At 70.4% G+C, this 26,004-nt stretch carries 21 protein-coding genes and 3 pseudogenes; 16 read left to right on the forward strand and 8 right to left on the reverse strand.

Annotated features, from left to right (window positions below):
* Positions 1–84: 84 nt before the first annotated feature.
* The gene (locus ACFYXF_RS27405) at positions 85–951 is read right to left on the reverse strand and encodes a helix-turn-helix transcriptional regulator (RefSeq protein WP_389353248.1); all 867 of its coding nucleotides are present in this window, start codon (positions 949–951) and stop codon (positions 85–87) included.
* Positions 952–1,098: 147 nt separating this feature from the next.
* Between ACFYXF_RS27405 and ACFYXF_RS27410 the strand changes: the two genes are divergently transcribed.
* The 10 genes from ACFYXF_RS27410 (at position 1,099) to moaA (ending at position 12,587) form a co-directional block, all read left to right on the forward strand.
* A complete protein-coding gene (locus tag ACFYXF_RS27410) occupies positions 1,099–2,013 on the forward strand; it encodes an SDR family NAD(P)-dependent oxidoreductase (protein WP_389353250.1) in 915 nt (304 codons plus the stop codon).
* 620 nt (positions 2,014–2,633) lie between these two features.
* Positions 2,634–4,004 carry a metallophosphoesterase gene (locus ACFYXF_RS27415; protein ID WP_389353252.1) on the forward strand — a complete coding sequence of 457 codons (1,371 nt, stop codon included), beginning with the start codon at positions 2,634–2,636 and terminating at the stop codon, positions 4,002–4,004.
* A gap of 188 nt (positions 4,005–4,192) precedes the next feature.
* Entirely contained in the window at positions 4,193–4,912 is a 720-nt protein-coding gene (locus tag ACFYXF_RS27420; protein ID WP_389353254.1) for a DUF6152 family protein, read from the forward strand.
* Positions 4,913–4,923: 11 nt separating this feature from the next.
* Complete coding sequence (locus tag ACFYXF_RS27425) at positions 4,924–5,406, forward strand: hypothetical protein (protein ID WP_389353256.1); 483 nt, start codon at positions 4,924–4,926, stop codon at positions 5,404–5,406.
* A gap of 162 nt (positions 5,407–5,568) precedes the next feature.
* Positions 5,569–6,417, forward strand: coding sequence for a helix-turn-helix transcriptional regulator (locus ACFYXF_RS27430; RefSeq protein ID WP_389353258.1), 849 nt, complete (start codon positions 5,569–5,571; stop codon positions 6,415–6,417).
* 179 nt (positions 6,418–6,596) lie between these two features.
* On the forward strand, positions 6,597–7,214 hold the full coding sequence (locus ACFYXF_RS27435; protein WP_389353260.1) for a (2Fe-2S)-binding protein: 618 nt from the start codon (positions 6,597–6,599) through the stop codon (positions 7,212–7,214).
* Entirely contained in the window at positions 7,214–8,191 is a 978-nt protein-coding gene (locus ACFYXF_RS27440) for an FAD binding domain-containing protein (protein ID WP_389353262.1), read from the forward strand. Before ACFYXF_RS27435 ends, ACFYXF_RS27440 begins: the two co-directional genes overlap by 1 nt.
* Positions 8,188–10,398, forward strand: a complete 2,211-nt coding sequence (locus ACFYXF_RS27445) for a xanthine dehydrogenase family protein molybdopterin-binding subunit (protein ID WP_389353263.1) — start codon at positions 8,188–8,190, stop codon at positions 10,396–10,398. Before ACFYXF_RS27440 ends, ACFYXF_RS27445 begins: the two co-directional genes overlap by 4 nt.
* A 31-nt stretch (positions 10,399–10,429) precedes the next feature.
* Positions 10,430–11,581 (forward strand): XdhC family protein, encoded by a 1,152-nt coding sequence (locus tag ACFYXF_RS27450; protein WP_389353265.1) that lies wholly within the window; start codon positions 10,430–10,432, stop codon positions 11,579–11,581.
* Positions 11,582–11,597: 16 nt separating this feature from the next.
* Positions 11,598–12,587 carry a GTP 3',8-cyclase MoaA gene (gene moaA / locus ACFYXF_RS27455; RefSeq protein ID WP_389353267.1) on the forward strand — a complete coding sequence of 330 codons (990 nt, stop codon included), beginning with the start codon at positions 11,598–11,600 and terminating at the stop codon, positions 12,585–12,587.
* Between the two features lie 91 nt (positions 12,588–12,678).
* Here moaA and ACFYXF_RS27460 read toward each other — a convergent pair.
* From ACFYXF_RS27460 to ACFYXF_RS27470, 3 genes and pseudogenes are all read right to left on the reverse strand, one after another.
* Positions 12,679–14,336: pseudogene (locus ACFYXF_RS27460) on the reverse strand (IS1182 family transposase).
* A gap of 108 nt (positions 14,337–14,444) precedes the next feature.
* Positions 14,445–14,914: pseudogene (locus tag ACFYXF_RS27465) on the reverse strand (hypothetical protein).
* 180 nt (positions 14,915–15,094) lie between these two features.
* Positions 15,095–15,826: a helix-turn-helix domain-containing protein gene (locus ACFYXF_RS27470; RefSeq protein WP_389353269.1), complete on the reverse strand. Its 732-nt coding sequence runs from the start codon at positions 15,824–15,826 to the stop codon at positions 15,095–15,097.
* 126 nt (positions 15,827–15,952) lie between these two features.
* Here ACFYXF_RS27470 and ACFYXF_RS27475 point away from each other — a divergent pair, with 126 nt between their 5' ends.
* Complete coding sequence (locus ACFYXF_RS27475; RefSeq protein WP_389353271.1) at positions 15,953–17,209, forward strand: FAD-dependent monooxygenase; 1,257 nt, start codon at positions 15,953–15,955, stop codon at positions 17,207–17,209.
* A 46-nt stretch (positions 17,210–17,255) separates the two neighbouring features.
* Here ACFYXF_RS27475 and ACFYXF_RS27480 read toward each other — a convergent pair whose 3' ends face one another.
* On the reverse strand, positions 17,256–17,963 hold the full coding sequence (locus ACFYXF_RS27480; protein ID WP_389353273.1) for a TetR/AcrR family transcriptional regulator: 708 nt from the start codon (positions 17,961–17,963) through the stop codon (positions 17,256–17,258).
* A 141-nt stretch (positions 17,964–18,104) separates the two neighbouring features.
* Between ACFYXF_RS27480 and ACFYXF_RS27485 the strand changes: the two genes are divergently transcribed.
* Both ACFYXF_RS27485 and ACFYXF_RS27490 read left to right on the forward strand, forming a co-directional pair.
* On the forward strand, positions 18,105–18,956 hold the full coding sequence (locus ACFYXF_RS27485) for an aldo/keto reductase (protein ID WP_389353275.1): 852 nt from the start codon (positions 18,105–18,107) through the stop codon (positions 18,954–18,956).
* Positions 18,957–18,973: 17 nt separating this feature from the next.
* Positions 18,974–19,642, forward strand: coding sequence for an FMN-dependent NADH-azoreductase (locus ACFYXF_RS27490; RefSeq protein WP_389353277.1), 669 nt, complete (start codon positions 18,974–18,976; stop codon positions 19,640–19,642).
* Positions 19,643–20,062: 420 nt separating this feature from the next.
* Here ACFYXF_RS27490 and cofH read toward each other — a convergent pair.
* Both cofH and ACFYXF_RS27500 read right to left on the reverse strand, forming a co-directional pair.
* Positions 20,063–21,078, reverse strand: a pseudogene (gene cofH / locus ACFYXF_RS27495) (5-amino-6-(D-ribitylamino)uracil--L-tyrosine 4-hydroxyphenyl transferase CofH); the annotation flags it as partial.
* A 69-nt stretch (positions 21,079–21,147) separates the two neighbouring features.
* Positions 21,148–22,029 (reverse strand): helix-turn-helix domain-containing protein, encoded by an 882-nt coding sequence (locus ACFYXF_RS27500; protein ID WP_389353278.1) that lies wholly within the window; start codon positions 22,027–22,029, stop codon positions 21,148–21,150.
* Between the two features lie 202 nt (positions 22,030–22,231).
* Here ACFYXF_RS27500 and ACFYXF_RS27505 point away from each other — a divergent pair, with 202 nt between their 5' ends.
* From ACFYXF_RS27505 to ACFYXF_RS27515, 3 genes are read left to right on the forward strand one after another with little or no spacing between them, the layout of a single operon-like run.
* A complete protein-coding gene (locus ACFYXF_RS27505; RefSeq protein ID WP_389353280.1) occupies positions 22,232–22,897 on the forward strand; it encodes an SDR family NAD(P)-dependent oxidoreductase in 666 nt (221 codons plus the stop codon).
* A gap of 16 nt (positions 22,898–22,913) precedes the next feature.
* The gene (locus ACFYXF_RS27510) at positions 22,914–23,459 is read left to right on the forward strand and encodes a cyclophilin-like fold protein (RefSeq protein WP_389353282.1); all 546 of its coding nucleotides are present in this window, start codon (positions 22,914–22,916) and stop codon (positions 23,457–23,459) included.
* A 29-nt stretch (positions 23,460–23,488) separates the two neighbouring features.
* Positions 23,489–24,256 (forward strand): glucose 1-dehydrogenase, encoded by a 768-nt coding sequence (locus tag ACFYXF_RS27515; RefSeq protein WP_389353284.1) that lies wholly within the window; start codon positions 23,489–23,491, stop codon positions 24,254–24,256.
* 56 nt (positions 24,257–24,312) lie between these two features.
* Here ACFYXF_RS27515 and ACFYXF_RS27520 read toward each other — a convergent pair whose 3' ends face one another.
* Entirely contained in the window at positions 24,313–25,887 is a 1,575-nt protein-coding gene (locus ACFYXF_RS27520; protein WP_389353285.1) for a carboxylesterase/lipase family protein, read from the reverse strand.
* Positions 25,888–26,004 lie beyond the last annotated feature (117 nt).

A 26,004-nucleotide genomic window follows, 5' to 3' on the forward strand; every position in this document is an offset into this window, starting at 1 on the left:
GGAATCGGCCCCGACCGATACTGGTTGGCGGCAGCGGTGAGGTTCGCCCCGGTCGGCTTGGTGAAACCGCCCAGCAGCCGTCGGTCAGGGGAGCGCGGTGGCGGTATGGCCACCTGTGACGCGAAGAAGGTCCAGTTTCCCCGCGTCGCTGCTTCCGGTCGCTGCCGTGTAGGCGACCAGACGCAGGTCGGCACCGGGGACGATGAGGACGTCGCAGTCGAGCTGGATGTTGCCGATCTTCGGATGTTGAATCGTCTTGCGGTCAGTGGTGTGTTGGGCGGCGATCGTCTGAGCGGCCCAGTAATGAGCGAAGGCGTCGGACACGACGCGCAGTTCCTGTACTAGACGATCGAGCTGGGCGTCCCCGGGATAGCGGGACACCGCGTCCTTGAGGTCGGCGACGATCGACGCCTCGAAGACGTCTGGTCCGCGCTCGGATTGGACGGGCAGCATCGCGGCGTGTGCGAGGCCGTTGCCGAAGAGCGCGCGGGCGAGGTTGCGTTCGGCGGGCGGGACGACGGCGGCGTCGCCGAACACGGCGCTCCACAGGGTGTTCCACCACACCAGGGACCAGTCCGCGCTGAACACGCCGACCGGGACGTCGCCCAGACGCGCGGCGAGCCGTTGGATGCTCGCGGGGACATGGGTGTTGACAGTCCCGTCCTGCGGCGGCAAGAGTCCGGCGCTCCGGTAGAGCTGGTCGCGCTCGGCGTTGGAGAGCTGAAGGGCCCGGGCGAGGGCGCCGACGACCTGGGCCGAGGGGTTCTTCGCGCGTCCCTGTTCCAAGCGCAGGACGTAGTCGACGGAAAGCCCGGCCAGTTGCGCGAGCTCCTCGCGGCGCAGTCCCGGGGCACGACGGCCGTCCGTTACGGGGAAGCCGGCGTCGGCCGGAGCCAGGCGGTCTCGCCAGGCGTGCAGGAGGGCGCCGAAGCCGGAGCGGGAGGAAGCCATGGGGTCATTCTCGCCGCGCGGCGCCGCATCAGCCTGGGTACTGCCGGTCCTGGTGACGGGGACGGCACTGGTTGGCGGTGGTGCAAGCGGCGAGCGTGGAGACGTGTCCGAGCCGGGCGCCTCGGCGAAGCAGCGAAGGAGTCTTGCATGAAGCACACCATCGTGATGACGGGCGCGAGCCGCGGGATCGGCCGCGTCGCTGCGGGGCGCATCCTGCGTCGGTCGCCGGACGTGCACCTCCTCGTCGTTGCCCGCGGGTCCTCCGGCGCACAGCTCGCTGCGGAACTCGCTACGGGCGGGCACACGGTCTCGCACGTCTCGGCGGACCTCGGCTCGCTGGGCAGCGTCCGCTCGGCCGCTACCGAGATCTGCGACCGGCTCGATAGCGGTGACCTGCCGCCGCTGCGCGGCTTCGTGGGCAACGCGGGCATGCAGTACGCGAACGCGCTCACCGAGACACCCGACGGGTTCGAGTCCACCTTCGCCGTCAACGTGCTCGCCAACCACCTGTTCGTCCGCCTGCTCTGGGACCGCTTCGTCGCTCCCGCCCGGATCGTGATCACCGCCAGTGACACCCACTTCGGCGACTTCAGGCACAACATGGGCATGGTGCCCGGCCCGGCCTGGAAGTCGCCGGACGTCCTCGCCCGCACCTGCGCCTTTCCCAAGCCGGACACCGTGGTCGCTGGGCGCACCGCGTACTCGACGAGCAAGCTGGCCGCCATCTACCTCGTGCACGAGTACGCGCGCCGCCTGCCGGCCGGGATCGACGCTGTCGGCTACAACCCGGGCTTCGTCCCCGGCACCGACCTTGCCCGCAATGCCGACCCCGTCTCTCGGTTCGCGATGCGGCGCATCCTGCCGGTGATGAGCCTCACCCCGTTCGCCACCAGCCGCAATGCCGCGGGCCGCTGTCTCGCTGACGTCGTCCTCGGCACGTTCCAGGCGCCGACCGGCTCCTACGTCGACCGCACCCGTGTGGACCACTCGTCGGAGGAGTCCTACGACCCACGGCGCGAAGGCGAACTCTGGGATGCCGCCGAACGATTCACCGCGGCGTGAGCAGCGAGGACGGATAGATCGAACAGTGACCGAACAGCCCGACTGGCAGCAGTGAACGCGAACCTGATGATCAAGGTTGTCGAAGCCTTTCATCATGAACAGGGGTTGCGCTCGGTGGGCTTCTGGCTCGCCCGGTGCACCGGGCGAGCCGGTGACGAACCGGGCGACATGCTGATCGGCCTGGCCCTGGCCCCGGACCAACTGCGCGACCTCGCCGACCAGGGTGCGCGGGCCGACGGGCCCGGTCCTACACCGTCTGGAGCGAGAGTGCCGTGTCGCCGGAGGACAACTCGTAGGCGGCGAGCAGGCGTTCGGCGTCGGCCATCTGCCTGAACCAGCCGTCACGGACCACGTCGATGCCCGTCTCGGGCTCCTGATCGGCATGACCGCCGTTATCCAGGGAGGAAATTCGCCCCCCTTGGCGGGGCGTTCGATCTGCAGTCCCCTGGTTAATGTGCTGTGGACATCCGTCGCGACCGTCGGGCTCCGCAGACTGCGGACACCGGGTCGCGGATCACCCGCACGTCCCGTGACGCGACCGGTCACAAGCCGTAGAGGTACGCCTCCGCCCCAGGCCGAGTCATCGTCGGGAACGTCTCAAGGAAGGACAGCGCCGAGCCGTGGTCATTGTGCTGGTCTCCATCGCCGTACTGGCCGCTTTCGGCGCACTCCACTGGTATGCGTGGCGCCGCCTCGTACGCGACACCACGGCCCGGGGCTCGGCCCTCCGGCGAGCAGGAAGCGTCGTCTTCGTGGCTGGTCCCCTGCTCACGGTGGGCACCCTGGTGGCCGACCGTGCGGGAGCGCCGTTCCTCCTCCAGCAGATCCTGGCCTGGCCCGGATTCCTGTGGCTGGCGCTCTTCCTGTACCTGCTGCTCGCCCTTCTGGTGGGCGAGATCGTCCGTCCCCTGCTGCGCCGCGTGCTCGCGCGGCGGGACACTGGAGCGGAACACAAGACGCGGCAGGACGTGGAAGCCACGGCGGCACACCCTGCTGAGCCCGGAGCAGAGCGGGACGAGGCACTCGTCCCGGCCGGCCGGCTCCGGTCCGTCACCACAACAGGCGACGAGTCCGGTGACGCACGGGACACTGCCGAGCGGCTCGCCGTACGGGCACCCGCGCCCGTACAGGAGCCCGAGCCGTCGCCCACCACCGCTCCTGCCCCGCCCTCGCGGCGCCTGTTCGTCTCCCGCATCGTGGGCGGTGCCGCAGCGGCCGTCGCGGTCGGGACCGTCGGCCACGGCACGTACGGCGTCCTGCGTGGCCCGCAGGTGAAGCGCGTCACCGTTCCCCTGGCCAAACTGCCCCGCAGCGCACACGGGTTCCGGATCACCGTGGTCAGCGACGTGCACCTCGGCCCGATCCTGGGCCGCGGCTTCTCCCAACGGGTTGTCGACACCATCAACGCGACGCAGCCCGACCTGATCGCGGTCGTCGGCGATCTGGTGGACGGCAGCGTCGATGACCTCGGCTCCGCCGTACAGCCGCTCGCCCAACTCCGGGCGCGGCACGGGGCGTACTTCGTCACCGGCAACCACGAATACCTCTCGGGCGCCGAGCAGTGGATCCACAAGGTACGTGACCTGGGGCTGCGACCACTGGAGAACGCACGCACCGAGCTGCCGGGGTTCGACCTGGCCGGGGTCAACGACGTTCGCGGCGTGGACGAGGGCCAGGGGCCCGACTTCGTCCGGGCGCTCGGTGACCGCGACCGTTCCCGCGCCGCCGTGCTCCTCGCCCACCAACCCGTCGTGATCCACGATGCCGTTCGCCACGGCGTGGACCTCCAGCTCTCCGGCCACACTCACGGCGGCCAGCTCTGGCCCGCCAACTTCCTCGCCGAACTGGCCAACCCCACCGTTGCCGGGCTCGAACGTTACGGCGACACCCAGCTCTACGTGAGCCGGGGGGCCGGTGCCTGGGGCCCACCGGTCCGCGTGGGCGCACCGTCCGACATCACGGTCGTCCAACTCGCCTCACGCCAGGCCTAGGGCCTCTCGTTCGGATCATGCCGGTCTGATCCGAACGAAAGACCCTGGTCGTAGTCCGTACCGAAGACTCCCACTGAAAGTGCCCTGTCAGTACCTAGTACCTCCCACGGCAGGCACTCCCTGTTCCCTGCACGATGAGGTCCGCTGGATGCGGACCACTCCAAGCCCTCCGGAAGGATCGACTCGCCATGCGCTTCACCACGATCGCCGCGCCGCTGGCTCGCACCAGCGCCCGTCGCATCAGGCTATGGACAGCGTCCCTGGTCTCCGCGACGATGCTCATCCTGTTCTCGGCGGGTGCCGCGCAGGCGCATCACGGGTTCGACGACTACGACACCGGTCGCCTCTACTACATAGCGGGTACCGTCTCGCAGGTCCGCTGGGGCGAGCCGCACTCCCACTTCACCGTGACCGTCGAGAGCGATCTCCCCTCCGACACACCCGAGCGCGATCTGCCTGAAGGACTGCGGGACGCTCCCGACAGCGACCCGATCAACGCCGCACCGTCCTACAGCGGTTCTCACGACGAGCTGGAGGTCACCATCGCGCCGCCGAGCTTCACGGGGATGTGGGGCCTCGACCGCGAGCTCGACGAGGGCGAGCGGATCGAAGCCGTCGGTTACGTCGGCAAGAGCCACACCGACGAGTTCCGTCCGGTCGTGTTCTGGTACGAAGAGGGGAAGCCTGTCAACCAGGTGCTCAACGAGGAACTCCCGGCGACGCCGCTGACGGTCCCCTATCCGGAGGGCGACGCACCGTCCGCTGACGCCGACCAGGATTCCCCGTCGGCCGCAGCGGACTCCGAGGGCACGTCACCGATCGTGGTGTGGGCCGCGCTCGGTGGTGTACTGGTCGCCGTCGTCGCAGGTGGAGCCTTCTACCTGCGAGCACGCTCGCCCCGAGGGTGATGGCGCTCGTCATGGACAGTGTCTTCTCCTGGCTGGAGGACAGCGGGTTCTCCGAGGCCGTCCGTGGCACGGCCTACCTGTACCCGATGCTCGAGAGCGTCCACATCATCGGTATCGCCCTCCTCATCGGTCCGGCCGCGGCATTCGATCTTCGGCTGCTGGGGCTCGGCCGGCGGGCGCTGCGGGTGACGACCGCGGCCAACTACCTGCTCCGCCTGTCACACCTCGGCTTCGTGATCGCGGCAGTGACCGGCGTGGTCATGTTCCTGCCCGGCGCGAGTCTCATCGCCGACCGTGGCAGTGCTCCGTGGAAGCTCGGCCTCATCCTGCTCGCAGGTCTGAACATCCTGGTCTTCCATCGGCGGACCTACCGCAGCGTGGCCGACTGGGATATGGACCAGCCGACGCCTGTCGCCGCTCGGCTCGCTGCGGTCGTCTCCCTCACGTCGTGGTCCGGTGTCACGATCGCGGGGAGACTCCTGGCCTATACCTGACCGCTACAGCGGGTGGAGCCGTCGGGGGACGGATTCCGACGCTACAGCCATACGAGTCGGCGGTTCAGACCGCCCATTCGGGGAGAGGCGGTCCGCGGCTACCGCCCAGCCAGGGATCGCCGATCCCTGGCTGCCGTCACCGCCCGCTCGGATGATGGGGGTATGGAGCATTTCGATCAGGCAGCCATGGCGGACTTCCTGCGGCGGCGCCGCGAGGCACTTCAGCCCCAGGACGTGGGCCTCCCCAAGGGAGCGCGGCGCCGGGCGACCGGGCTGCGCCGTGAGGAGGTCGCGGTGCTCGCCGGGATGTCGACGGACTACCTCGCCCGCCTCGAACAGCAGCGCGGCCCGCGCCCGTCCGAGCAACTCCTCGCCGCGCTGGCCCGCGCCCTGCGGCTCAGTCTTGACGAACGCGACCACCTCTTCCGCCTCGCCGGGCACGGTGTGCCGGTACGGGTGCGCCGTGAGGAGCACGTCAGCCCGGGGCTGATGCGGGTACTGGACCGGCTGGAGGACACCCCGGCACAGGTCATCTCCGATCTCGCGGAGACCCTCGTACAAAACCGTCTCGCCACCGCGCTGCTGGGCGACGAGACCCAGTACACGGGCATGGCCCGCAGCGGCTTCTACCGGTGGTTCACCGACCCGCGGGCACGCGACCGCTACGCACGGGCCGAGCACGCGCTACAGAGCCGCACGCACGTCGCGGGGTTGCGCGCGGCTCTGTCGCGCGGCGGTGACGACCCGCGCCTCGTGGCCATGGTCGGCGACCTGCGCCGGCGCAGCGAGGAGTTCAGGGAGCTGTGGGAGCTGCACGAGGTCGCCGTGCAGGTCGGGCGGCGCAAGACGCTGCTGCACCCCGAGGTCGGCGCGCTCGACCTGGACTGCCAGGTGCTGTTCACCGAGAACCAGGCCCAGGCCCTGCTGGTCTTCACGGCGACCCCGGGCTCGGAGGACCACGAGAAGCTCCAGCTCCTCAATGTGCTCGCGCACGGGCGTATCAGTGCCTGAGCGTGCCCGGCAAGACCTCAGCCAGGGATCGTCGATGGGCGGACAAACGGTCCCTCCCTCCGCTGCCGGGTCCTTGCCATGCTGAGCGTCCACCGGGCTGTACGGGCCGGAATGCGACGGCCCATGTCTGACGCCCGGTGCCCATGGACCCTTCCCCGACGAGGCACCCAGGAGCGCTCATGCAGGAATCCACAGGCCAACACAGGCAGACCGGCTCCCGGTTCTCCCGTCGCGGCTTCCTCGGCGGCACCGCCGCCGTGGGGGCCGTCGGCGTCGGAGCCGTCGGTGTGGCCCAGGGCTCGACCCCCGCCGATTCCGCGCCGGACGGCACGCTGACCGTGCGCCTGAAGGTGAACGGCAGCGCGCAGACCCTGCACCTGGACCCCCGCGCCACACTCCTGGACACGCTGCGCGAGCGGCTGGAGCTGACCGGCACCAAGAAGGGCTGCGATCGCGGCCAGTGCGGTGCGTGCACGGTCCATGTGGACGGCCGCCGGGTGCTGTCCTGTCTGACGCTGGCGGCGGCGGCCGACGGGAGCGAGGTCACCACCATCGAGGGCCTGGAGCCCTCCGCCGACCGGTTGCATCCGATGCAGCAGGCGTTCGTCGACCGCGACGGGTTCCAGTGCGGCTTCTGCACCTCGGGCCAGATCATGTCGGCCGTGGCGCTGGTCGAGGAGGGGCGCGCGCACACCGACGACGAGGTCCGGGAGCACATGTCCGGCAACATCTGCCGGTGCAGTGCCTACCCGAACATCGTGCGGGCCGTGCAGGACGGCAAGAAGGCGATGAGCTGATGCGCACCTTCGGATTCACCGCACCCACCAGCGTGCGCTCCGCACTGGACCGGTCGAACGACTCCAGCGCCTACCTCGCAGGCGGCACGACCCTGGTCGACCTGATGAAGCTCGGCGTGCTGACCCCGCGCAGTGTGGTCGACATCAACCGCCTTCCGCTGCACGGCATTTCCCGTGACGAGAGAGGGTTGCGCATCGGCGCGCTGGAGCGCATGGGCGACGTGGCCGCGCACCCCCTGGTCCGCACCCACTACCCCGTCATCAGCCAGGCACTGGACCTGAGCGCTTCCCCCCAGCTGCGCAACATGGCGAGCATCGGCGGCAACCTGCTGCAACGCACCCGCTGCGGCTACTTCCGCGATGTGACCACCCCCTGCAACAAGCGCGAACCGGGCAGCGGCTGCTCCGCCCTCCACGGCGAGAACCGCATCCACGCGATCCTCGGCACCAGCGACTCCTGCGTCGCGACGCACCCCAGCGATCTGGCCGTCGCCCTGATGGCCCTGGACGCGGTCCTGAGCCTGCGCGGCCCCGACGGCGAACGCGCCATCCCCCTGCGGGAGTTCTACCGGCTGCCGGGCAGCACCCCGCACATCGAGAACGCGCTGAAGCCTGCCGAGCTGATCACCGGGGTCACCGTGCCCCCGCTGGCCTGGGCGCGGCGCTCGTCGTACCTGAAGATCCGTGACCGGCAGTCGTACGAGTTCGCCCTCGCCTCGGCCGCCGTGGCCCTGCGCCTGGACGGGGACACCGTCGTCGAGGCCCGTGTCGCCGTCGGCGGTGTCGGCACGCGCCCCTGGAGGCTGCCGGCGGTGGAACGTGCCCTGGTCGGCCGCCCCCGCACGGCCGCCACGTTCGAGGAGGCGGCGGCGCTCGCCGACGACGGAGCCCGCCCACTGACCCACAACGCCTACAAGACCACCCTGGTGCGCCGGACCGTGCAGCGCGCCCTGACCGAGCTCGGAGGTGCCCGATGACGCTGTCTCCCGTGGGCCGCGACCTCGACCGCGTCGACGCCCGGCCCAAGGTCACCGGACGGGCCAGGTATGCCGCCGACTACCAGGCGCGGGGCAAGGCGTACGGCTATCTCGTGCAGGCCACGATCGGCAAGGGCACCGTGCGCGCCATGGACACCACCGCGGCGGCCAAGGCCCCCGGTGTCGTCGCCGTGTACACGCCGTTCAACCCGCTCAAGCTCTACGCACCGGCCGGCGGCCCCATCGTCGAGAACTACGCCCCGCTCCAGGACACCAGAGTGCGCTACCGGGGCCAGATCATCGGCCTGGTGATCGCCGAGACCTTCGAGCAGGCCCGTTATGCCGCCGGTCTCGTCACCGCCACCTACGACGCACAGGAGCCGCGGACCTCCCTGTCGGCCGAGTCACCCGGCACCACGGCGCCGCCCTCGGACCGTGGGGGACCGGCCAGGTCGACCGTGCTGGCCTCCGGGGTCGACTCGATCGAGGACGCCCTGCGCTCCTCCGACGTCACCGTGAGCACGACCGTGACCCAGCCCGCGCAGAGCCATGCCGCGATGGAGCCGCACGCCGCCCTCGCCATCTGGCACGAAGGGCACCTGACCATCCACACCGGCACCCAGGCCCCGCTGATCCACGCCCAGAGCATCGCCGCACGCATCGGGGTCGAGCCGGACCGGGTACGGGTGGTCAACCCCTACGTCGGCGGCGGGTTCGGCAGCAAGGCGCCCACTTGGAGCGAGCCGGTGCTCGCGGCCGCCGCGGCCCGGGAACTCAAGCGGCCCGTGAAGCTGGTCCTCACCCGCGAGCAGGTCTTCGTCCTCACCGGCCACCGTTCGGCCCTCACCCAGCGGGTGCGGCTCGGCGCCTCGGCCGACGGCACGCTGAAGGTGGTCGCGCACGAGTCCGACGCGGAGGACCCCGCCGTCAGCGCCTGGCCCATGCTCCCCGCCCAGGGCACCTCGACCCTGCTGTACAAGACGGAGAACCTCGCGATCGACCAGCGTCTCGTCGAACTCGATGTCCCGCCGGTCTGCGCGATGCGCGGCCCCGGCGAGTCACCCGGCGCCTTCGCCGTGGAAACGGCGATGGACGAACTGGCCGACAAGCTCGGCATGGACCCGTTGGAGCTGCGGCGCAAGAACTACGCCGTCACTGTCCCCGGCACCGGGCTGCGCTGGTCCGGCAAGCACTTGGACGAGTGCTATCGCGTCGGGGCCGAGCGGTTCGGCTGGTCGCGCCGCAACGCCCGACCGCGCTCGCACCGTGAGGGCGACTGGCTCATCGGCATGGGCATGGCCACCGCCATCTACGGGGGCGGCCGTATCCCCGCCCAGGCCCGGGTCGGCTTCGAGGCCGACGGCACCGCCACCGTGGGCACCGCCACCGCCGACCTCGGCACCGGGGCGCGCACCGTCATCGCCGTCACCGCCGCGGACGCCCTGGGCATCCCGCTGCAACGGGTCACGGCGGACCTGGGCGACTCCGCGCTGCCCCCGGGAGCGATGGCCGCCGGCTCCCTGGCGACCGCCAGCTCCGTCCCCGCCGTACAGGCGGCGGCACGCGCGGCCGTCACCGCCCTGATCGACCAGGCGGTGGGGAACGAGCGCTCGCCCTTCCATGGTCTGGACAAGAACGACGTGACCTACAGCGACGGACGGATCAGCGGCGGCGGACGCTCCGTCACCTTCCGGCGCCTGCTCCAGACCATCGGACTGCCCCGGGTCCAGGCCACGGCGGCCTCGTCGGCGCCCCCGCCGCCCGACCAGTACGCCCTGAACAGCTTCGGCGCGCACTTCTGCGAGGTGAAGGTGCACCGCCTCACCGGCGAACCCCGCGTCACCCGGTTCACGACCGTCATCGACGCCGGCCGCATCATGAGCGCGCGGACCACCCGCAGCCAGATCTCCGGCGCGGTCATCTTCGGCATCGGACACGCCCTGCTGGAGGCCAACCCCATGGAGGAGTCCGGGCGGTTCGCCGCCGGCAACCTCGCCGACTACCTGGTGCCCGTCAACGCAGACATCCCCGACCTGGACGTCCACTATCTCGACCGGCCCGACCCGGTCGTCAGCGAGCTCGGCGCCCGCGGCCTGGGCGAACTCCCCTCGGTCGGCGCGGCCGCGGCCATCGGCAACGCCGTCCACAACGCCACCGGCATCCGCGTCCGCGACCTGCCCATCACCCTCGACAAACTCCTGGGCTGACCCCTCAACACACCCGTCAGGAACGACACTCATGCTCGAACTGGGCAAGGAACTACTGAGACGCCTCGACGAGGACGAGGGCGCGCCCCTCGCGGTGGCCACCGTCACGGCCGTACGCGGCAGCGCACCGCGCCCACCCGGCGCCACGCTCGCCGTCGACCGGGACGGCACCGCCCTCGGCAGCATCTCGGGCGGCTGCGTCGAAGGCAGCGTCCACGCACTGTGCACCGAACTGCTGGCCGAGGATGCCGGTGCCGGGGCGGCCGTACACCGCTTCGGCTACAGCGACGACGACGCGTTCGCGGTCGGTCTCACCTGCGGAGGCGAACTCGACGTCCTCGTCCAGCGCATCGACGCCCCGCAACGCCCGCAGCTGCGCGCCGCGTTGGCGGACGCCGCCGACGGCCGGGCCATCGCCCTGGTCACGGTCGTCGAGGGCCCAGGGCAGCTGCTGGGGCGGGCGATGACCGTACGCGGCGTCGGCAGTCACGTCGGCGGTCTCGGCAACGCTGGTCTCGACCGGGAGGCGCTGGCCCAGGCACGCGCCGCACTGGAGGCGGGAGGCACCAGGACGGTGAAGGTCGGCCCGCACACCAGCGGCACCGACCCGCTGACGCTGCTGGTGGAGTGCGCCCTACCCGCTCCCCGCATGCTCGTCTTCGGCGCGATCGACCACGCCGCGGCGCTCGCGCAGGCCGGGGCGTTCCTCGGCTACCGGGTCACGGTCTGCGACGCACGGCGCACTTTCGCCACCTCGCAACGCTTCCCGTACGCCGACGAGGTCGTCGTCGACTGGCCGCACCGCTATCTCGACGCCCAGCGGCTCGACCGGCGCGCCGTCGTCTGCGTCCTGACGCATGACCCGAAGTTCGACGTCCCCCTGCTCCGGCTCGCCCTCGACCTGCCCGTGGGCTACGTCGGTGCGATGGGCTCCCGCCGCACGCACGAGGATCGCCTGCGCCGGCTGCGTGAAGTCGGCGTCACCGAGGACCAGTTGGCCCGGCTGCGCTCCGCGATCGGCCTCGACCTCGGTGCCCGTACCCCCGAGGAGACGGCCATCTCCATCACCGCCGAGATCATCGCCCACGCCAACCGGAGCACCGGCCTGCCCCTGACCCGGGTCACCGGCCCGATCCACCGAGTGTCCGGTGTCGCTGCTCCGGACGTTCCCCTGACGGCGTGAGCGGAACAGGAACCACGTGCTCATCGACACCTACAACCGAGTGGCCACCGACCTGCGCGTCTCGCTGACCGACCGCTGCAACCTGCGGTGCACGTACTGCATGCCCGAGGAGGGCTTGCAGTGGCTGGCCAAGCCGGACCTGCTCACGGATGACGAGATCGTCCGTCTCATAGACATAGCCGTCCGCCTGCTGGGCATCGAAGAGGTCCGCTTCACCGGCGGCGAGCCTCTGCTGCGTCTGGGTCTGGTCGGCATCGTGGAGCGGGTCGCGGCCCTGGCTCCCCGCCCCCAGATGTCCCTGACGACGAACGGCATCGGTCTGGTCCGTACGGCGGCGGCGCTGAAGGCGGCGGGCCTGGACCGGGTCAACGTCTCCCTGGACACCCTGCGCCCGGACGTCTTCAAGACGCTCACCCGCCGCGACCGCCACGAGGACGTCATCGCGGGCCTGGAAACGGCTCGTGAGGCCGGCCTGACCCCTGTGAAGGTCAACGCGGTCCTGATGCCGGGCCTGAACGCCGACGAGGCCCCCGACCTGCTGGCCTGGGCGGTCGAGCACGACTACGAGCTGCGGTTCATCGAGCAGATGCCGCTGGACGCGCAGCACGGCTGGAAGCGCGAGGGCATGGTGACGGCGGGCGACATCCTGGACTCCCTGCGCACCCGCTTCGAGCTGACGGAGGAGGGCTCGGAGAAGCGGGGCTCGGCCCCTGCGGAGCGCTGGCTGGTGGACGGCGGCCCGCACGTCGTGGGCGTCATCGCCTCGGTCACCCGCCCGTTCTGCGCGGCCTGCAACCGCACCCGCCTCACGGCCGACGGCCAGATCCGCACCTGCCTCTTCGCCCGCGAGGAAACAGACCTCCGCGCGGCCCTCCGCTCCACGGCCCCCGACGAGGAGATAGCCCGCATCTGGCGCGAGGCGATGTGGGGCAAGAAGGCAGGCGCCGGCCTGGACGACCCGTCCTTCGTCCAGCCGGACCGACCGATGTCAGCCATCGGAGGATGACGCCTGTGTGCGGGCGCCTGTCATAGGGGTGCCCGCTGCCTGACGCGGAACTAGTTCCAATGCCGTGACTCTGTTGGTGATGTTGGCGGGGTCAGGTGGCGGCGGTACAGAGAGCGCGGAAGTGACTGGACCGGCTGCGGGCTGTGGGCGGGGCGTTGATCCAGTCGGCGATGCGGGCGACGTTGCAGGCCAGCGCGGTGAGGACGTGCTGGACGTGGGTTTTCGCCAGGCCGCGGGAGCGGCGCAGGCCGTGGGCGCGGACGTTCTGCGAGAGGGTGGCCTCGATGCCGGCTCGGATCGCGTAGCGGTGATGCCACTCTTCGGTGGCCTGGTCACGCCGGTTGTGCAGCTGGATCTCGTGGAGTTCGCGGGTGGGCAGCAGGGCGAGGGCTCTTGGCCGGGTGGCGGAGGTGGTGCACTGCGGGCGGACCGGGCAGGCCAGGCAGTCGGCCTTGGCGAACTTGACCTGGATGTAGTCGTGTCCGCTGATCCGTAGTGGTCTCCACTCCCGGCTGATCGCGCCCTGGGGACAGGTGGCCTGCTGGCGGTCCCAGTCGACGGGGAAGGCCGACAGGCGAAACCCGAACCGGCCTTGGCCTGGCGGCTGTTGTCCAGGACCACCGGGCCGAGCAGGGTGATGCCGTGCACCCGAGCGGCCCGCTCGATGTGCGCCGGGGTGACGTAACCGCTGTCCACGACGTGCTCGCGCGGCAGCAACTCCCGTGCGGCGAGGTCGTCGTGGATGATCGCGGTCATCTCGACGTCCTGCACGGTGGAGTGCGTCGTGGCCACGTGGACCACCAGCTCGGGGCGCTCCTTGTCGCAGGACTCGGTCAGATGGACGCGGTAGCCGCTCCAGGCGGTGTCCCGCTTGACGCAGTAATGCGCCTCGGTGTCGTAGGGGGAGTCGAAGCGCAGGTGAGCCGGGGGCAAGGCATGGCCATCCCGCCAGCGCAGCCGCCCGTGCACATCCCAGTAGTAGTGGTGGACCCAGACCTGGCGGAGGATCTCCACCTGCGGCAGCAGCCGCAGGTGAGGCGGGGCGGACGCGGCCCAGGCAGCGGCAAGGATCTTCCGCCCGTCCCGGCCGGTCTGCTCAGCCCGCTCGGTCACCGCCGCCTTCCCGCCCGGCAGCTTGCCGATCTCCACCTTCCGTCCGTACCGCTTGCCCCATTCCGGTTCGATCAGCGGAGTCAGCCAGGCGGGGGCGGCCTCGGCCAGCTCCTCCAAAGCGGCCCGCACCGTCTCCCCGACCAGCTCCAGACGGCTGAGGAAGCGCACCGCGGCCAGCACGTGGGTGGCGTCGGTGCGCTGCCGTCCACCGGCCTTGAGCAGGCCGGCCTCCCTCAGGCGGTCCAGCATCGCATCCAGCAGCCGGTCAACAGCGCCGTCCTCGGCCAGCCGAGCCCGAAACTCACACAGCACCGAGTAATCGAACCCGGGATCTTCCAACTCCAGGCCGAGCGCGTACTTCCAGCCGATCCTGGTCCGCACCGCGTCCGCCGCCGCCCGGTCGGACAGGTTCTCCGCGAACTGCAGCACCGACACCAACGCCAACTGCCCCGGCGACAGCCCCGGCCTGCCGTCCGCGGGATACAGCCCGGAGAACTCCCCGTCCTCGAACAGCACGTCCAACCGGTCCCTGATCAGCATCGCCGGCGTGCCCTTCGGACACGCCGCCCGCGCCGCCCGCGCCGTCCGCACCGTCCTGACCGGAATCCGCTGATGACTCTCCGGCCGCAGCGACACCGCGACCACCCCCACCGCCGACACCGCCCCGCTTACAAACAGCCAACCACCCACCGGCCCGGACGTCAGCACCCCGCCAACATCGCCAACAGAGTCACGGCCTTGGAGCTAGTCGACGACCACTACCGTCGTCCCCGTCTCGCCGAACGTCCACAGGGCCGAGCCGTCCGCCGTCCGCATGCGGATGCCGCCGGTCCGAGTGCCGTTCGCGGGCGTGGGCGACGCTCCGTCGACCGCGTTGGAGAAGGCGACGTTGACGCCGTTCACGGCGGTGAAGTTCACGATGTGCTCGATCTGCACGCCGTCGGACCCGGTGCTCATGCCCCTCATCAGCGGTCCGTCGATGCCTCCGGACCCGGTGACACCACCCCCCGGATCGTGAACAACAGGAAGGGGAAGTCATACCGGGCCCGAAGGCCGGAGGCTCCATTGCGGAGCCACGAAAAAAGGTAACGGGGGGCGGAGGCCGCACTCGGCTTCGTTCCCTTGTCGGCCTGCACGGCCAGGGCGACGACAGCGGCGATCGCCTCCACCGTCAGACCCGTCACCCAGACCTTCGCGGTTGGCACGGCACGCATCTCCTCGGCTAAGGATCCCCGACAAACGGGGGTCCGATCATCGCACCGGCTCCTGCCTCACGACCTGTCCCCTCGGCTCGGCGCCGGCCGCCCCTCGGAAGCCGTGTCTCAGCCGTGTCCCCAGCGATCCCGGAACGTGTGGACCGGGGTTGGGTGATCTTCCGGCGGTACGTGAGCGGTTCACCGTGACGGCCTGCCCCGATCGCCTTCCGAGTGGAGGTGCGCTTGGTAGTCGCTGGGGCTCCGGCCCGTCAGGCGGCGGAAGGCGTCCGTGAACGCCGCCGGTCTGCGGTAGCCGACGGCTCGTGCCGTGGCGGCGACGGAGGAGCCCTGGGCCAGCTGGCCGAGTGCCGCGCGGACACGGGCGTGGGCGCGCCACTGGCCGAACGGCATGCCGGTCTCGCGCACGAAGAGGCGGGTGAGGGTCCGGGCGCCCGCGTTCACGGTATCGGCCCACGCGGAGAGGTCACGGCTGTCCGACGGGTCCGCGACGAGAGCCTCCGCGATCGTCCGGATGCGTGCGTCCTGCGGCATGGGAAGCCGGAACGCCGCGCCGGGAACGCCTTCCAGGAGGTCCAGCAGGAGATTTTCGGCGCGCAGGCGGGTACGCGTCCGCTCCCGGTCGCGGGCGAGATGGGCGAGGAGCTCACGTATCAGAGGCGTGAGCAGCACATCGGTGGCCTCCGCCCGGGGAAACGGGGAGCGCCCCGTGTCGAGCAGCACGTCGTGACTGCGTCCGGGCCGCAGGACGGTACCCGAGTGCGGTGTTCCGGCTGGCACCCACAGTGCGTGGCTCGGCAGTACGGCCCAGTCGTGGCCGTCGGCGTGGACGGCGAAGGCGGCCGTCGTGGACCACACCACCAGGTGCCGGTCATGGTGATGCAGACCGCTGAAGTCTTCCTGATCCCGCACCGCGCCCCTTTCGACGATCGGTCGGCCCGTTCACGGTCACGGTTGGCCACATTCCGGTCACGCGAAATCTTAGGGTCGCCTTACCTGGCCGTTTCGCGAGGGTCCCCCACCGAGAGGAAGCCTGTGATGCAGTCCGACAACTCCCGCTCGATTCCACGTGCCGAGCGTCGGAAAGTCCTTGTCTCCGGTGCGGGGGCGGCAGGTCAGACGCTCGCCTACTGGCTGGCCCGGCACGGCTTCGAGACCACGGTGGTCGAGCGGGCACCCGCTCCGCGCATCGGTGGGTTCGCGATCGATCTGCGGGGCCCGGCGGTGCATGTCGCCGAGCGCATGGGCATCATCGACGCCGTCCGCGCAAGCCGGGTACGGATGAAGGAGATCGTGCACCTAGACCATCTCGGCGAACCGGTCTGGAGGACGGACGGCAACTTCGGGGCCGGCGCCGGGCTCACCGGAGACGTGGAGATCCTGCGCGACGACCTGACCGCGCTCCTGGGCCGTGCCTGTGCCGAAGTCGAGGGCCTGACCCACCGGTTCGACGACAGCGTCACGTCGGTCCGGCAGAGCGACGACCACGTCGACGTGACCTTCGAGAAGAGCCCGCCCGGCCGCTTCGATCTCGTGCTGGGTGCCGACGGGCTGCACTCCACCGTGCGCGCTCTGGCGTTCGGGGACGCCGAGGCGTACGAGAAGCGGCTGGGCTACCACGTGGCGATCTTCAGCATCCCGAATATCCTCGACATGGAGCAGCAGATGTTCATGTCGACGCTTCCCGGCAAGCTCGTCACCGTCATGCAGTACGGGCTCGGCAAGCACACCCGCGGGATGTTCGTCTTCGCCTCGCCGCCCATAGAATTCGACAGGCGGGACCCCGAGGCGCAGAAGGCGCTCATCCGGGAGGCATTCAAGGACGACCACGCCTACTGGGCGGTCGCCCCTCTGCTCGCGGAACTGGACCGTGCGACGGACCTGTACTTCGACGAGGTCACCCAGATCACCATGCCGGCCTGGTCGAGCGGCCGGGTGGCGCTGGTCGGCGACGCCGCGTTCGCGCCCACGCCGTTGAGCGGTCAGGGCACCAGCACGGCCGTCGTGGGTTCCTATGTCCTGGCGGGAGAGCTGAAGGCCGCCGGCGGCGACCCAGCCGTGGCCTTCTCCCGGTACGAGGCGAAGGTCCGTCCCTATGTGGAGCTCAACCAGGCCGTCCCCTTCCAGTCCCCGGAGTTGGCCATTCCGTCCACCTGGGAGGGCATCGAGCGGCGCGACGCGGACGTGCGCGCCGTCATGGCGAAGCGGGACAGCGGCGACACGGCCGGGGCCGACATGACCGCGGGAGACGTACTCACCCGAGCGGCCAACGCCATCGAACTCGACTCCTACTGACGAGCCCGCGCCCGCCGGGCCAGGTATCAGCGCTCCGTCCGCCCCGCTACGGCGTGCCGACGAGCCTGCCCATCACGTCGTACATCTGCTGACGGGTCAGCGGGCCGATGGGAAGTGGTCCTTGTGCGGCCTGTGTGCGCAGTCCGTCGAGGAGGAAGCGGACACCACGGCGCCAGGCGTCGGGCGCGGTGTCCGCGGACGCGCGGGCGAGCAGAGCGTTGGTGAACAGAAGGTCCTCAAGGGTGAAGTCCGGGCGGAGTGAACCCGCCTGCCGGGCGCGCTCGATGACCTGTGTGGCGGCGCCGTGCGCCCTGCCGCAGACGGCCATCAGCCGCTCGGCGCCCGGGTAGCGTCCGCCGACCACGTCGGCGACCGCGGGATCGGTGGTCTGGAGTTCACAGAGCTTCTCAACGTAGTACGCGAACCCCTCCCACGCGTCCTCCAGGGTCAGGGCGTGCTGGGCGACCTCGTCGAGGCGGTCCGAGGCCAGCTCGGTCACCACCTCGTCGATGAGCGCCTCGCGGCTGCCGAAGAGGTTGTAGAGGGTGCCGTGGCTCACACCGGCGCGGCGGGCGATCTCTTTCAGGGGCACCTGAAGGCCGCGCTCCTGGAACAGCTCGGCGGCGGCGGCCCTCAGCTTCTCCGCGTTGCGCTGTGCGTCGGCCCGCATCCGGTCGTCCTCCTGGTCTGGCGTCGCGGCGTCCATGGTCGCATCCCCGGCAAGGGTCAACTTGACCTCATGGTCAAGTTCCATGCTACCGTCGGAGTTAAGTTGACCAGGGGGTCAAGGTTGGCGCGAGAGGTCGATCGCCGTACCCGGCCCGGACCAGGCCTGATTCATGGACGCCGTCGCCTTTCCGAACGCCGAACCCTTCGCATCAGAGAGAGGTCCCCCATGAGTGACATTCCCATGGCGACACTCAACAACGGATTCGCCATCCCGCAGATCGGCTTCGGCATCTGGACCCTCGACGGGCGGTCGCCCACCGTCTTGAGGGCAGCGCTCGACGCGGGCTACCGCAGTTTCGACACCGCGGCCGTGACGGGCACCGAGGCGCCCGTCGGATCGGCCATGAGGGAATCCGGAATACGCCGCGAAGAACTGTTCGTCACCACGAAGCTCTGGAACCGCGATCAGGGGTACGACTCCGCCCTGCGCGCCTTCGACACGTCACTCTCGAACCTGGGTCTGGAGTACGTGGATCTCTATGTCGTCCACTGGCCCGTTCCGTTCCACGACACCTACGTGGACAGCTGGAGGGCGTTGGAGAGGATTCACGCCGAGGGGCGCGCCAAGGCCATTGGCGTCTCGAACTTCGAAATCGAGCATCTGCAACGGCTGCTCGACGAGACATCCGTGGTGCCGGCCGTCAACATGCTCGAACTGAACCCGCTCCTTCCGCAACAGGGCCTGCGCGCCTTCCACGCCCGGCACGGAATCACGACCTGGGCGTGGAACACATTGGGACAAGGGCGGGGACTGCTTGAGGACGCGGTGCTCCAGCGCTTGGCACACAAGCATGGCAGGAGTGCCGCTCAGGTGCTGCTGCGGTGGCACGTACAGCAAGGGAACCTCATCGCCCCCAAATCCCTTTCGCCTGCCCGCATGAAGGAAAACCTCGACATCTACGACTTCGAGCTCGACGCGGACGACATCGCCGCGATCGCCGCCCTCGAAACCGGTGTCCGCACGGGCCCGCATCCGAACGAGTTCCACGCCCTCACCTACGAGCCCGCAGCCAACTGATTCCCTTGGAGATCTGCGTGGCAACTCTGCTGCACCTCGACTCGTCCCTCTGGCCCGAGTCGGCCTCCGCCTCCCGTTCCGTCACGGCCGCCTTCCGCAAGGCATGGCAGGAGCAGCGGCCCGACGGCACCGTGATCTACCGGGACCTCGACGCCGACCCGGTGCCGCACCTGGACACCGTCACCCACTCCGCCAGTCTCACCGATCCCGCCGGCCACACCCCCGAGCAGGCGGCGGCGTTCGCCGCGCGGCTCGAACTGATCGCGGAACTGGAGAGCGCGGACGCCGTGCTCATCGGCGCACCGATGCACAACTTCACGGTCCCGTCCACGCTGAAGGCCTGGCTCGACCAGGTCCTGCTCATCGGCCGTACTGCGAGCGTCGCGGAGGGCGCGAACCGCGGCAGCTCGGTCAAGGGCGTCCCGGTGTACGTCGTAGCCAGCCGCGGCGGTTCCTACGCGCCCGGCACCCCGCGCGAGGGCTATGACTACGTACAGAACTACCTGGAGGTGGTTCTCGGCGAGATGATGGGCATGGAGGTCGACTTCGTCGTCCCGGAGCTCACCATGGCGCCCGTGAACCCGTCCATGGCGGAGCTGATACCGCTCGCCGAGGAGTCCAGGGCCAGGGCCCACGAGGAGGCCGTCGCCAAGGGCAAGGCGGCCGCGCTGAAGGCCGCTTCCTGATATGACGCGTGACAGCGGGGACCCGGCTGCCCCGCGGACACACCGTGCCCACCGGCTGAGGCGAGGGGTGTCGGCCCGGCCCTGACGGACGCGGAGTGGGCGGTCGTCCGGCCGTTGCCGGCCCGGCTTCAGGGGCGGGACGGACGGGCCCGACGGCTGCCGTCACCGCCTGCTGCCGAACGCGGTCCGTCCGCTGGTCGCGGGCGGGATCTCGTGGCGGACGCCGCCCGTGGCGGCACGGGCCGATCGCCACGTTCCACGACCGGCCGCGCAGGAAGGTCCCTGCGCGAGAGCCCTGAGGCCGAGCCTTCGGCGGGCGCGCGCTCCTCAACCCGTGCGAAACCATGACCGACCGGCAGAGGTCAGGGCATCACGCGCGGTTGAGGCACAGCGGCCAAGGCCCGGCGCCCCGCCGCCCCCTCAATCCAGCACCGGCAACAACTCCGGCGAATGCCCGTCCGACGCCTCCGCCGCCCGTCGCCGCTCCTCCGTGACTTCGCCGTACAGCGTCGTGCGGGGGCGGGAGGGGCGTTGGCCGCCTCTGCCACGGCGATCAGGTCGCGTACGGACTTGTAGGAGCCGTACGACGAGCCCGCCATGCGGGAGATGGTCTCCTCCATCAGCGTGCCGCCGAGGTCGTTCGCGCCGGAGCGGAGCATCTCCGCCGCGCCCTCGGTGCCGAGCTCGACCCAGCTGGTCTGGATGTTGGGGATCCAGGGGTGCAGGAGCAGTCGGGCCATCGCGGTCACCGCCCGGTTGTCCCGCATCGACGGGCCCGGGCGGGCGATGCCCGCGAGGTACACCGGGGCGTTGGGGTGGATGAAGGGGAGCGTCACGAACTCCGTGAAGCCGCCCGTGCGCTGCTGGATGCCGGCCAGCGTGCGCAAGTGGCCCAGCCAGTGACGGGGCTCATCCGCATGGCCGTACATCATTGTCGACGAGGACCTGATGCCGACCTCGTGCGCCGTCTCGATCACCTCGATCCACGTCGCCGTCGGCAGCTTGCCCTTGGTCAGCACCCAGCGGACCTCGTCGTCGAGGATCTCGGCGGCGGTGCCGGGGATCGAGTCCCTGTCGGCCTCCTTGGCCGCGGTCAGCCACTCGCGGATCGAAATCCCCGTCCTCTTGGCGCCGTTCACGACATCCATCGGCGAGAAGGCGTGCACATGCATTCCGGGCAACCGCTCCTTCACCGCCCTCGCGATGTCGAAGTACGCCGTCCCCGGCAGGTCCGGATGGATGCCGCCCTGCATGCAGACCTCCACCGCGCCCACCTCCCACGCCTGCTGGGCCCGGTCGGCCACCTGGTCGAGGGAGAGTGTGTAGGCGTCCGCGTCCGTCCGCCGCTGCGCGAACGCGCAGAACCGGCAGCCCGTGTAGCAGACGTTGGTGAAGTTGATGCTCCGCGTGACGATGTACGTCACGTCGTCCCCGACGACCGGCCACGCCCGGGGAAAGATCGTCCTCACCTTCTAGCGCCGCCGCAGGGCAGTGTTCGCCGGACCTCAGGCGGGAGGGGGAGAGGCCGGCAGATGCTGGTCGGCGGCCCAGGAGGCGAGGATGCGCAGCCGGTCGTGGGTGGGGGAGCCGGGGGCGGCGGTCCAGACGGTGAGGTGCTGGTCGGGGTCGGTGTTGGCGGTCAACGTGTCCCAGTCGAGGACGAGTTCGCCGACGACCGGGTGGTTGAGGGTCTTGGTGCCCACGGTGCGGGCGGCGACGCGGTGTTCGCCCCACCATTGGGCGAACTGCTTGTCCCGCAGGGACAGTTCACCGACCAGCTCGATCAGCCGAGGGTCCTCCGGATACCTCGCGGCCTCCATCCGTAGCTGGGCGACGGCGATCTGGGCGGAGGCGTTCCAGTCGGCGTACAGGGTGCGCATGGCCGGGTCGGTGAAGATGAGCCGGGGATAGTTGCGGTGCTTCTCCGGGATGCGGGAGAAGTCGGTGACCAGCGCGGCGGCCAGGGCGTTCCAGGCCAGGATGTCCCCGCGCCTGCCCTGCACGATGGCCGGGGTGGCGGTGAGGTCGTCCAGGACCCGTTGCAGCTGCGGCTGGACCGTCTGCCGACCGCGCCGCCGGGTACGGGTGGTGGTCCTGCCGGCGAGCTGGAAGAGGTAGCCGCGCTCGTCGTCGTCCAGATGGAGCACCCGGGCGAGCACGTCCAGCACGGGTGCAGACGCCTGCATACGGCCCTGTTCGAGGCGCGTGTAGTAGTCGGTGCTGATGCTGGCGAGCTGGGCGACCTCCTCGCGGCGCAGCCCGTCAACGCGGCGGGGCCCACCGGTCTCGGGCAGGCCGACAGCGCGCGGACTCAGCTCCGAACGGCGCTTCTTGAGGAATTCTCCCAGCTCATTGAGGGGCACATTGCCGGTCATGCTGCCCAGCATGGCACTGATCGAACCTGAGGAAGGAGGGAGAGTTTCCACCCAGGATGTTTCCCTCCCCCGATAGATCCCTCCGCTTTTCGCCCCTGCCTTCGCGTGTGACGCTCGACATCGAACAGCTCCTGCACACCCCCGGCTGCGGCATGTCACCAAGGCCCTTCTCCAGCCCTGACCGAGCACGAATCCCTGCGAAAGCAGAGTCACCATGACGACCTTTGCACTCATCGGCGCCGGCCCCGGCCTCGGGCTCGCCACCGCCCGCCGCTTCGGAACCGCCGGCCACTCCGTCGCCCTCATCGCTCGCAATCCGCAGCGACTGGAGGAGCTGGCGGCCGAGCTGGCCCGCGACGGCGTCCAGGCCCGCGGCTTCACCGCCGACGTACTCGACATCGAGTCGCTGAACGAGGCCCTGTACGCGGCCGCGACCGCCCTGGGACCCGTCGAGATCCTCCAGTACAGCCCCGTGCCCCGTGCCGACTTCATGAAGCCGGTCCTCGACACGACTGCCGACGACCTCGACGCGCCCCTCGCCTTCTCCGTCAAGGGGCCCGTCAGCGCGGTGAACGCCGTCCTGCCCGGCATGCGCGAGCTCGGCCGCGGCACCCTGCTGTTCGTCAACGGCGGGAGCGCCGTACGCCCGCACCCCGACCGGGCCGGCACCTCTGTCGCCTTCGCCGCCGAGAGCGCGTACGCCCGCATGCTCCACGACGCCCTCGCTCCGGAGAACATCCACGTTGCCCAGCTGATCGTCCCGGGCGCGATTCGGCCCGACGCCGAGCACAGCAGCCCTGACGTCCTGGCCCGGCGTCTGTACGACATTCACCACGAGAGGGACGGTTTCCGCCACTACGCCGAGCCCCTGCCCGACTGACGCTCTGGAGGACGCCGTGACCACAACCACCCGTGTCGGCCTCGCCCGCGCCGTCCCGACTGCCTTACTGCTCGCGGTGACCGCCTGCACCGACGAGGCGCCGCCCTCCCCGTCTTCCCCGTCCTCTGCTTCCGCGTCCTCTGCTTCCGCGGCACAGGGAACACCGACTGCCACCGCACCTGTCACCCCGTCCGAAGACAAGAACACCACCGCCATGAACATCAGGCTCACCATCGACGGCCACCAGGTCGACGCCACCCTCGACGACAGCGCCACGGCCCGCGACTTCGCCGCCCTGCTCCCGCTCACCCTGAACCTGAGCGACTTCCACCAGACGGAGCGGATCGCCGATCTGCCGCGTCGACTGTCCACCTCCGGCGCCCCGGACGCCGCCGAGGCCAAGCCCGGTGACCTGGCCTATTACGCCCCCTGGGGCAATCTGGCCCTCTACTACCGCGGCAGCGGCTCCAGCGACGCCGGCCTGATCATCCTCGGCCGAGTGAACGGCGACACCGAACGCCTCGCCACCGCCACCAAGGTCACCATCGAAGCCGCCTCCTGAACCCGGCCCACTCTCAACGGGAGAAAAACGTGAACCCCGCCTACGACTTCACCGGCCAGGTCGCCTTCGTCACGGGCGCCGGCTCCGGCATGGGCCTGGCAACGGCCCGCGCTTTCGCCGAGGCCGGAGCCGCCGTCGCTCTCGCCGACATCGACGAAGCGGCGCTCGACGCGGCGGTCAAGGAACTCGCCGACGCGGGTCACCACGTCCTCGCCGTCACCTGCGACGTCAGCGACGAAGAGCAGGTCGCCGCCGCGGTCGACCGCACTGTGGAGACCTTCGGCCGCCTCGACACGGCCTTCAACAACGCCGGTATCCAGATCCCGCCCAGCGACGCGGCCGACGAACCCGCCGAACGGTTCGACCGCGTCAACGCCATCAACCTCCGTGGCGTGTGGGCCTGCATGAAGCACGAGCTGCGGCACATGCGCGCCCAGGGCAGCGGCGCCATCGTCAACTGCTCCTCGCTCGGCGGCCTGGTCGGCCTCCCCGGCCGTGCCTCCTACCACGCCTCCAAGCACGGGGTGATCGGCCTGACCACCAGCGCCGCTCTGGAGTACGCCCCGCGCGGCATCCGGATCAACGCCGTCTGCCCCGGCACCATCGACACCCCCATGGTCCGCGACATGATCACCAAGGGGGAACTCGACCGCGCCGAGGCCGAGGCCAACCAGCCGATCAATCGCCTCGGTACGGCCGAGGAGATCGCCCAGGCGGTCCTGTGGCTGTGCAGCCCGGGAGCGGGTTTCGTCGTGGGCGTCGCCCTCCCCGTCGACGGCGGCTACGTCGCCCGATGACGGCGTGGGGGCCGCCGTCACGCAACGGACGGCGGCCCCCAGGGCATCGTCAGGTGTCAGCAGACGGCGAAGGGATCGACCCCGTCCCACGCCTCGCGCCGGGCGTCGGCGAGGCGGTCGTCGACCAGACGCGGCTCCACGTCGAAGGACAGGCAGGCCCGATGGCGAGGAGTGAAGGCCGGCCAGTTCGGCAGCGCCCGGGTCGAAGGGGAACCGTGGCGGGCGAACGCGGCGAAGGCGTCCACCATCTTCGAGGACAGGGCCCGTGCCGTCGGGAGGTCGGCCGGCGCGGCACCGGTGAAGTCGCCCTGCCCGAAGTTGCCGAAGGTGTACTGGACGTCGCTGCCGTGGGTGGGCCCGAAGGGGCCAGCCTGCGCGTAGTCGAAGGTGTACTGCCACACGTTGGCGCCGGCTCGGTGGGCGTACTCGGCCAGCCACACCGACGGCATCACGACGAACCAGCCGCTGAGCACGTCGTTGAGGGTCGTGTGACCGGGGAGAGCGGTGTCGCCGTACACCTTGAGGAGACGGTCCCAGGCACGGTCGCCCGTGGCCTGGCGGGCGAGGGTCTCGAAGCGGCGCGGGAAGACCGGCGAGCCCATGAACGGCTCGATCTCCATGTTGCAGGTGCCGATCAGCAGATCGACGCTCCCGTCCACGGCCCCCAGCGGATGCCGGGGCAGCACCTGCCCGTCGATCACATGGCCGAACGGCTCCAGCAATTGAGGGTCGTTCGAGGCCTGCACCGAGGCGTCGAGCAGTTCCGCGGTCGACACCGCTGTCAGGCGTGAGGCGTCCGAGACCCCGAGGGAGCGCTTGACCGCCTCCCGGGTCGCGGACGCGAACTCGGCGGTGTGGACGGGACGCGGGCCGCCGCTCTGGATGACGGCCCGGCGGAACAGACCCCGCGCCTTGGGCGTACCGAGCAGCGCGCCGATGGACATGGCGCCCGCCGACTCACCCATGACGGTGACGGCGCACGGGTCCCCGCCGAAGGCGGCGATGTTGTCGCGCACCCAGCGCAGCGCGGCCATCTGGTCCAGCAGCCGCAGGTTCCCCGAACCGAAGCGGTCCGGCTGGTAGAGGCTGCCGAAGGCGCCCAGCCGGTAGTTGAAGGTGACCACGACACAGTCCCGCTGTACGTACTGCGCTCCGTCGAAGGTCGGGTCGTTGCCCGTCCCGGCGATGAACCCGCCGCCGTGGATCCACACGATCACCGGCTTCTTCCCGGTGGTCGACGGGGACCAGACGTTGAGGTACAGACAGTCCTCGCTCTGGTTCGGCGTCTCCGGCAGGCCCGGCAGCAGAGGCACCTGCGGTGCGGCATGGCCGTACTCCGTCGCGTCGCGCACCCCCGTCCACGACGCCGCCGGCTGCGGTGGAGCGAAGCGTCGCCGTCCGGTCGGCGCAGCGGCATAGGGCATGCCCTTCCAGACCAGCGCACCGTCGCTGCGCTCGACCCCCCGCACCCTGCCCGAGCGCGTGGCGACGACGACCGACCGGGTGCCATGGCCACCGCGGGAGTTCGCCGAGGCTCCGGAGGGGGCGAAGGCACCCGTCCCGAGTGCCGCACCGGCGACGCTCGCACCTGTGAGCCCGAGAAATCCTCTACGCCCAAGATCCTGACTCAATGGGGTGCCCCTTCCAGGGTGGAACCGTGAGACGAAAGCCGAGACCGGCAGCACGACGAGTCGACGTCGACGACCGCCTGATCGGCGAGACTTCCACGTCTCTCGCCAAGGAAGGAG

Source organism: Streptomyces sp. NPDC002680, from assembly GCF_042889145.1.
Classification (GTDB): domain Bacteria; phylum Actinomycetota; class Actinomycetes; order Streptomycetales; family Streptomycetaceae; genus Streptomyces; species Streptomyces adonidis.

Bases quoted from the DNA above. Each gene is read 5' to 3' on its own strand.
- ACFYXF_RS27405 (WP_389353248.1), bottom strand. From the start codon at position 951: ATGGCTTCCTCCCGCTCCGGCTTCGGCGCCCTCCTGCACGCCTGGCGA.
- ACFYXF_RS27410 (WP_389353250.1), top strand. From the start codon at position 1,099: ATGAAGCACACCATCGTGATGACGGGCGCGAGCCGCGGGATCGGCCGC.
- ACFYXF_RS27420 (WP_389353254.1), top strand. From the start codon at position 4,193: ATGCGCTTCACCACGATCGCCGCGCCGCTGGCTCGCACCAGCGCCCGT.
- ACFYXF_RS27425 (WP_389353256.1), top strand. From the start codon at position 4,924: ATGGACAGTGTCTTCTCCTGGCTGGAGGACAGCGGGTTCTCCGAGGCC.
- ACFYXF_RS27430 (WP_389353258.1), top strand. From the start codon at position 5,569: ATGGAGCATTTCGATCAGGCAGCCATGGCGGACTTCCTGCGGCGGCGC.
- ACFYXF_RS27435 (WP_389353260.1), top strand. From the start codon at position 6,597: ATGCAGGAATCCACAGGCCAACACAGGCAGACCGGCTCCCGGTTCTCC.
- ACFYXF_RS27440 (WP_389353262.1), top strand. From the start codon at position 7,214: ATGCGCACCTTCGGATTCACCGCACCCACCAGCGTGCGCTCCGCACTG.
- ACFYXF_RS27445 (WP_389353263.1), top strand. From the start codon at position 8,188: ATGACGCTGTCTCCCGTGGGCCGCGACCTCGACCGCGTCGACGCCCGG.
- ACFYXF_RS27450 (WP_389353265.1), top strand. From the start codon at position 10,430: ATGCTCGAACTGGGCAAGGAACTACTGAGACGCCTCGACGAGGACGAG.
- ACFYXF_RS27475 (WP_389353271.1), top strand. From the start codon at position 15,953: ATGCAGTCCGACAACTCCCGCTCGATTCCACGTGCCGAGCGTCGGAAA.
- ACFYXF_RS27480 (WP_389353273.1), bottom strand. From the start codon at position 17,963: ATGGAACTTGACCATGAGGTCAAGTTGACCCTTGCCGGGGATGCGACC.
- ACFYXF_RS27485 (WP_389353275.1), top strand. From the start codon at position 18,105: ATGAGTGACATTCCCATGGCGACACTCAACAACGGATTCGCCATCCCG.
- ACFYXF_RS27500 (WP_389353278.1), bottom strand. From the start codon at position 22,029: ATGCTGGGCAGCATGACCGGCAATGTGCCCCTCAATGAGCTGGGAGAA.
- ACFYXF_RS27505 (WP_389353280.1), top strand. From the start codon at position 22,232: ATGACGACCTTTGCACTCATCGGCGCCGGCCCCGGCCTCGGGCTCGCC.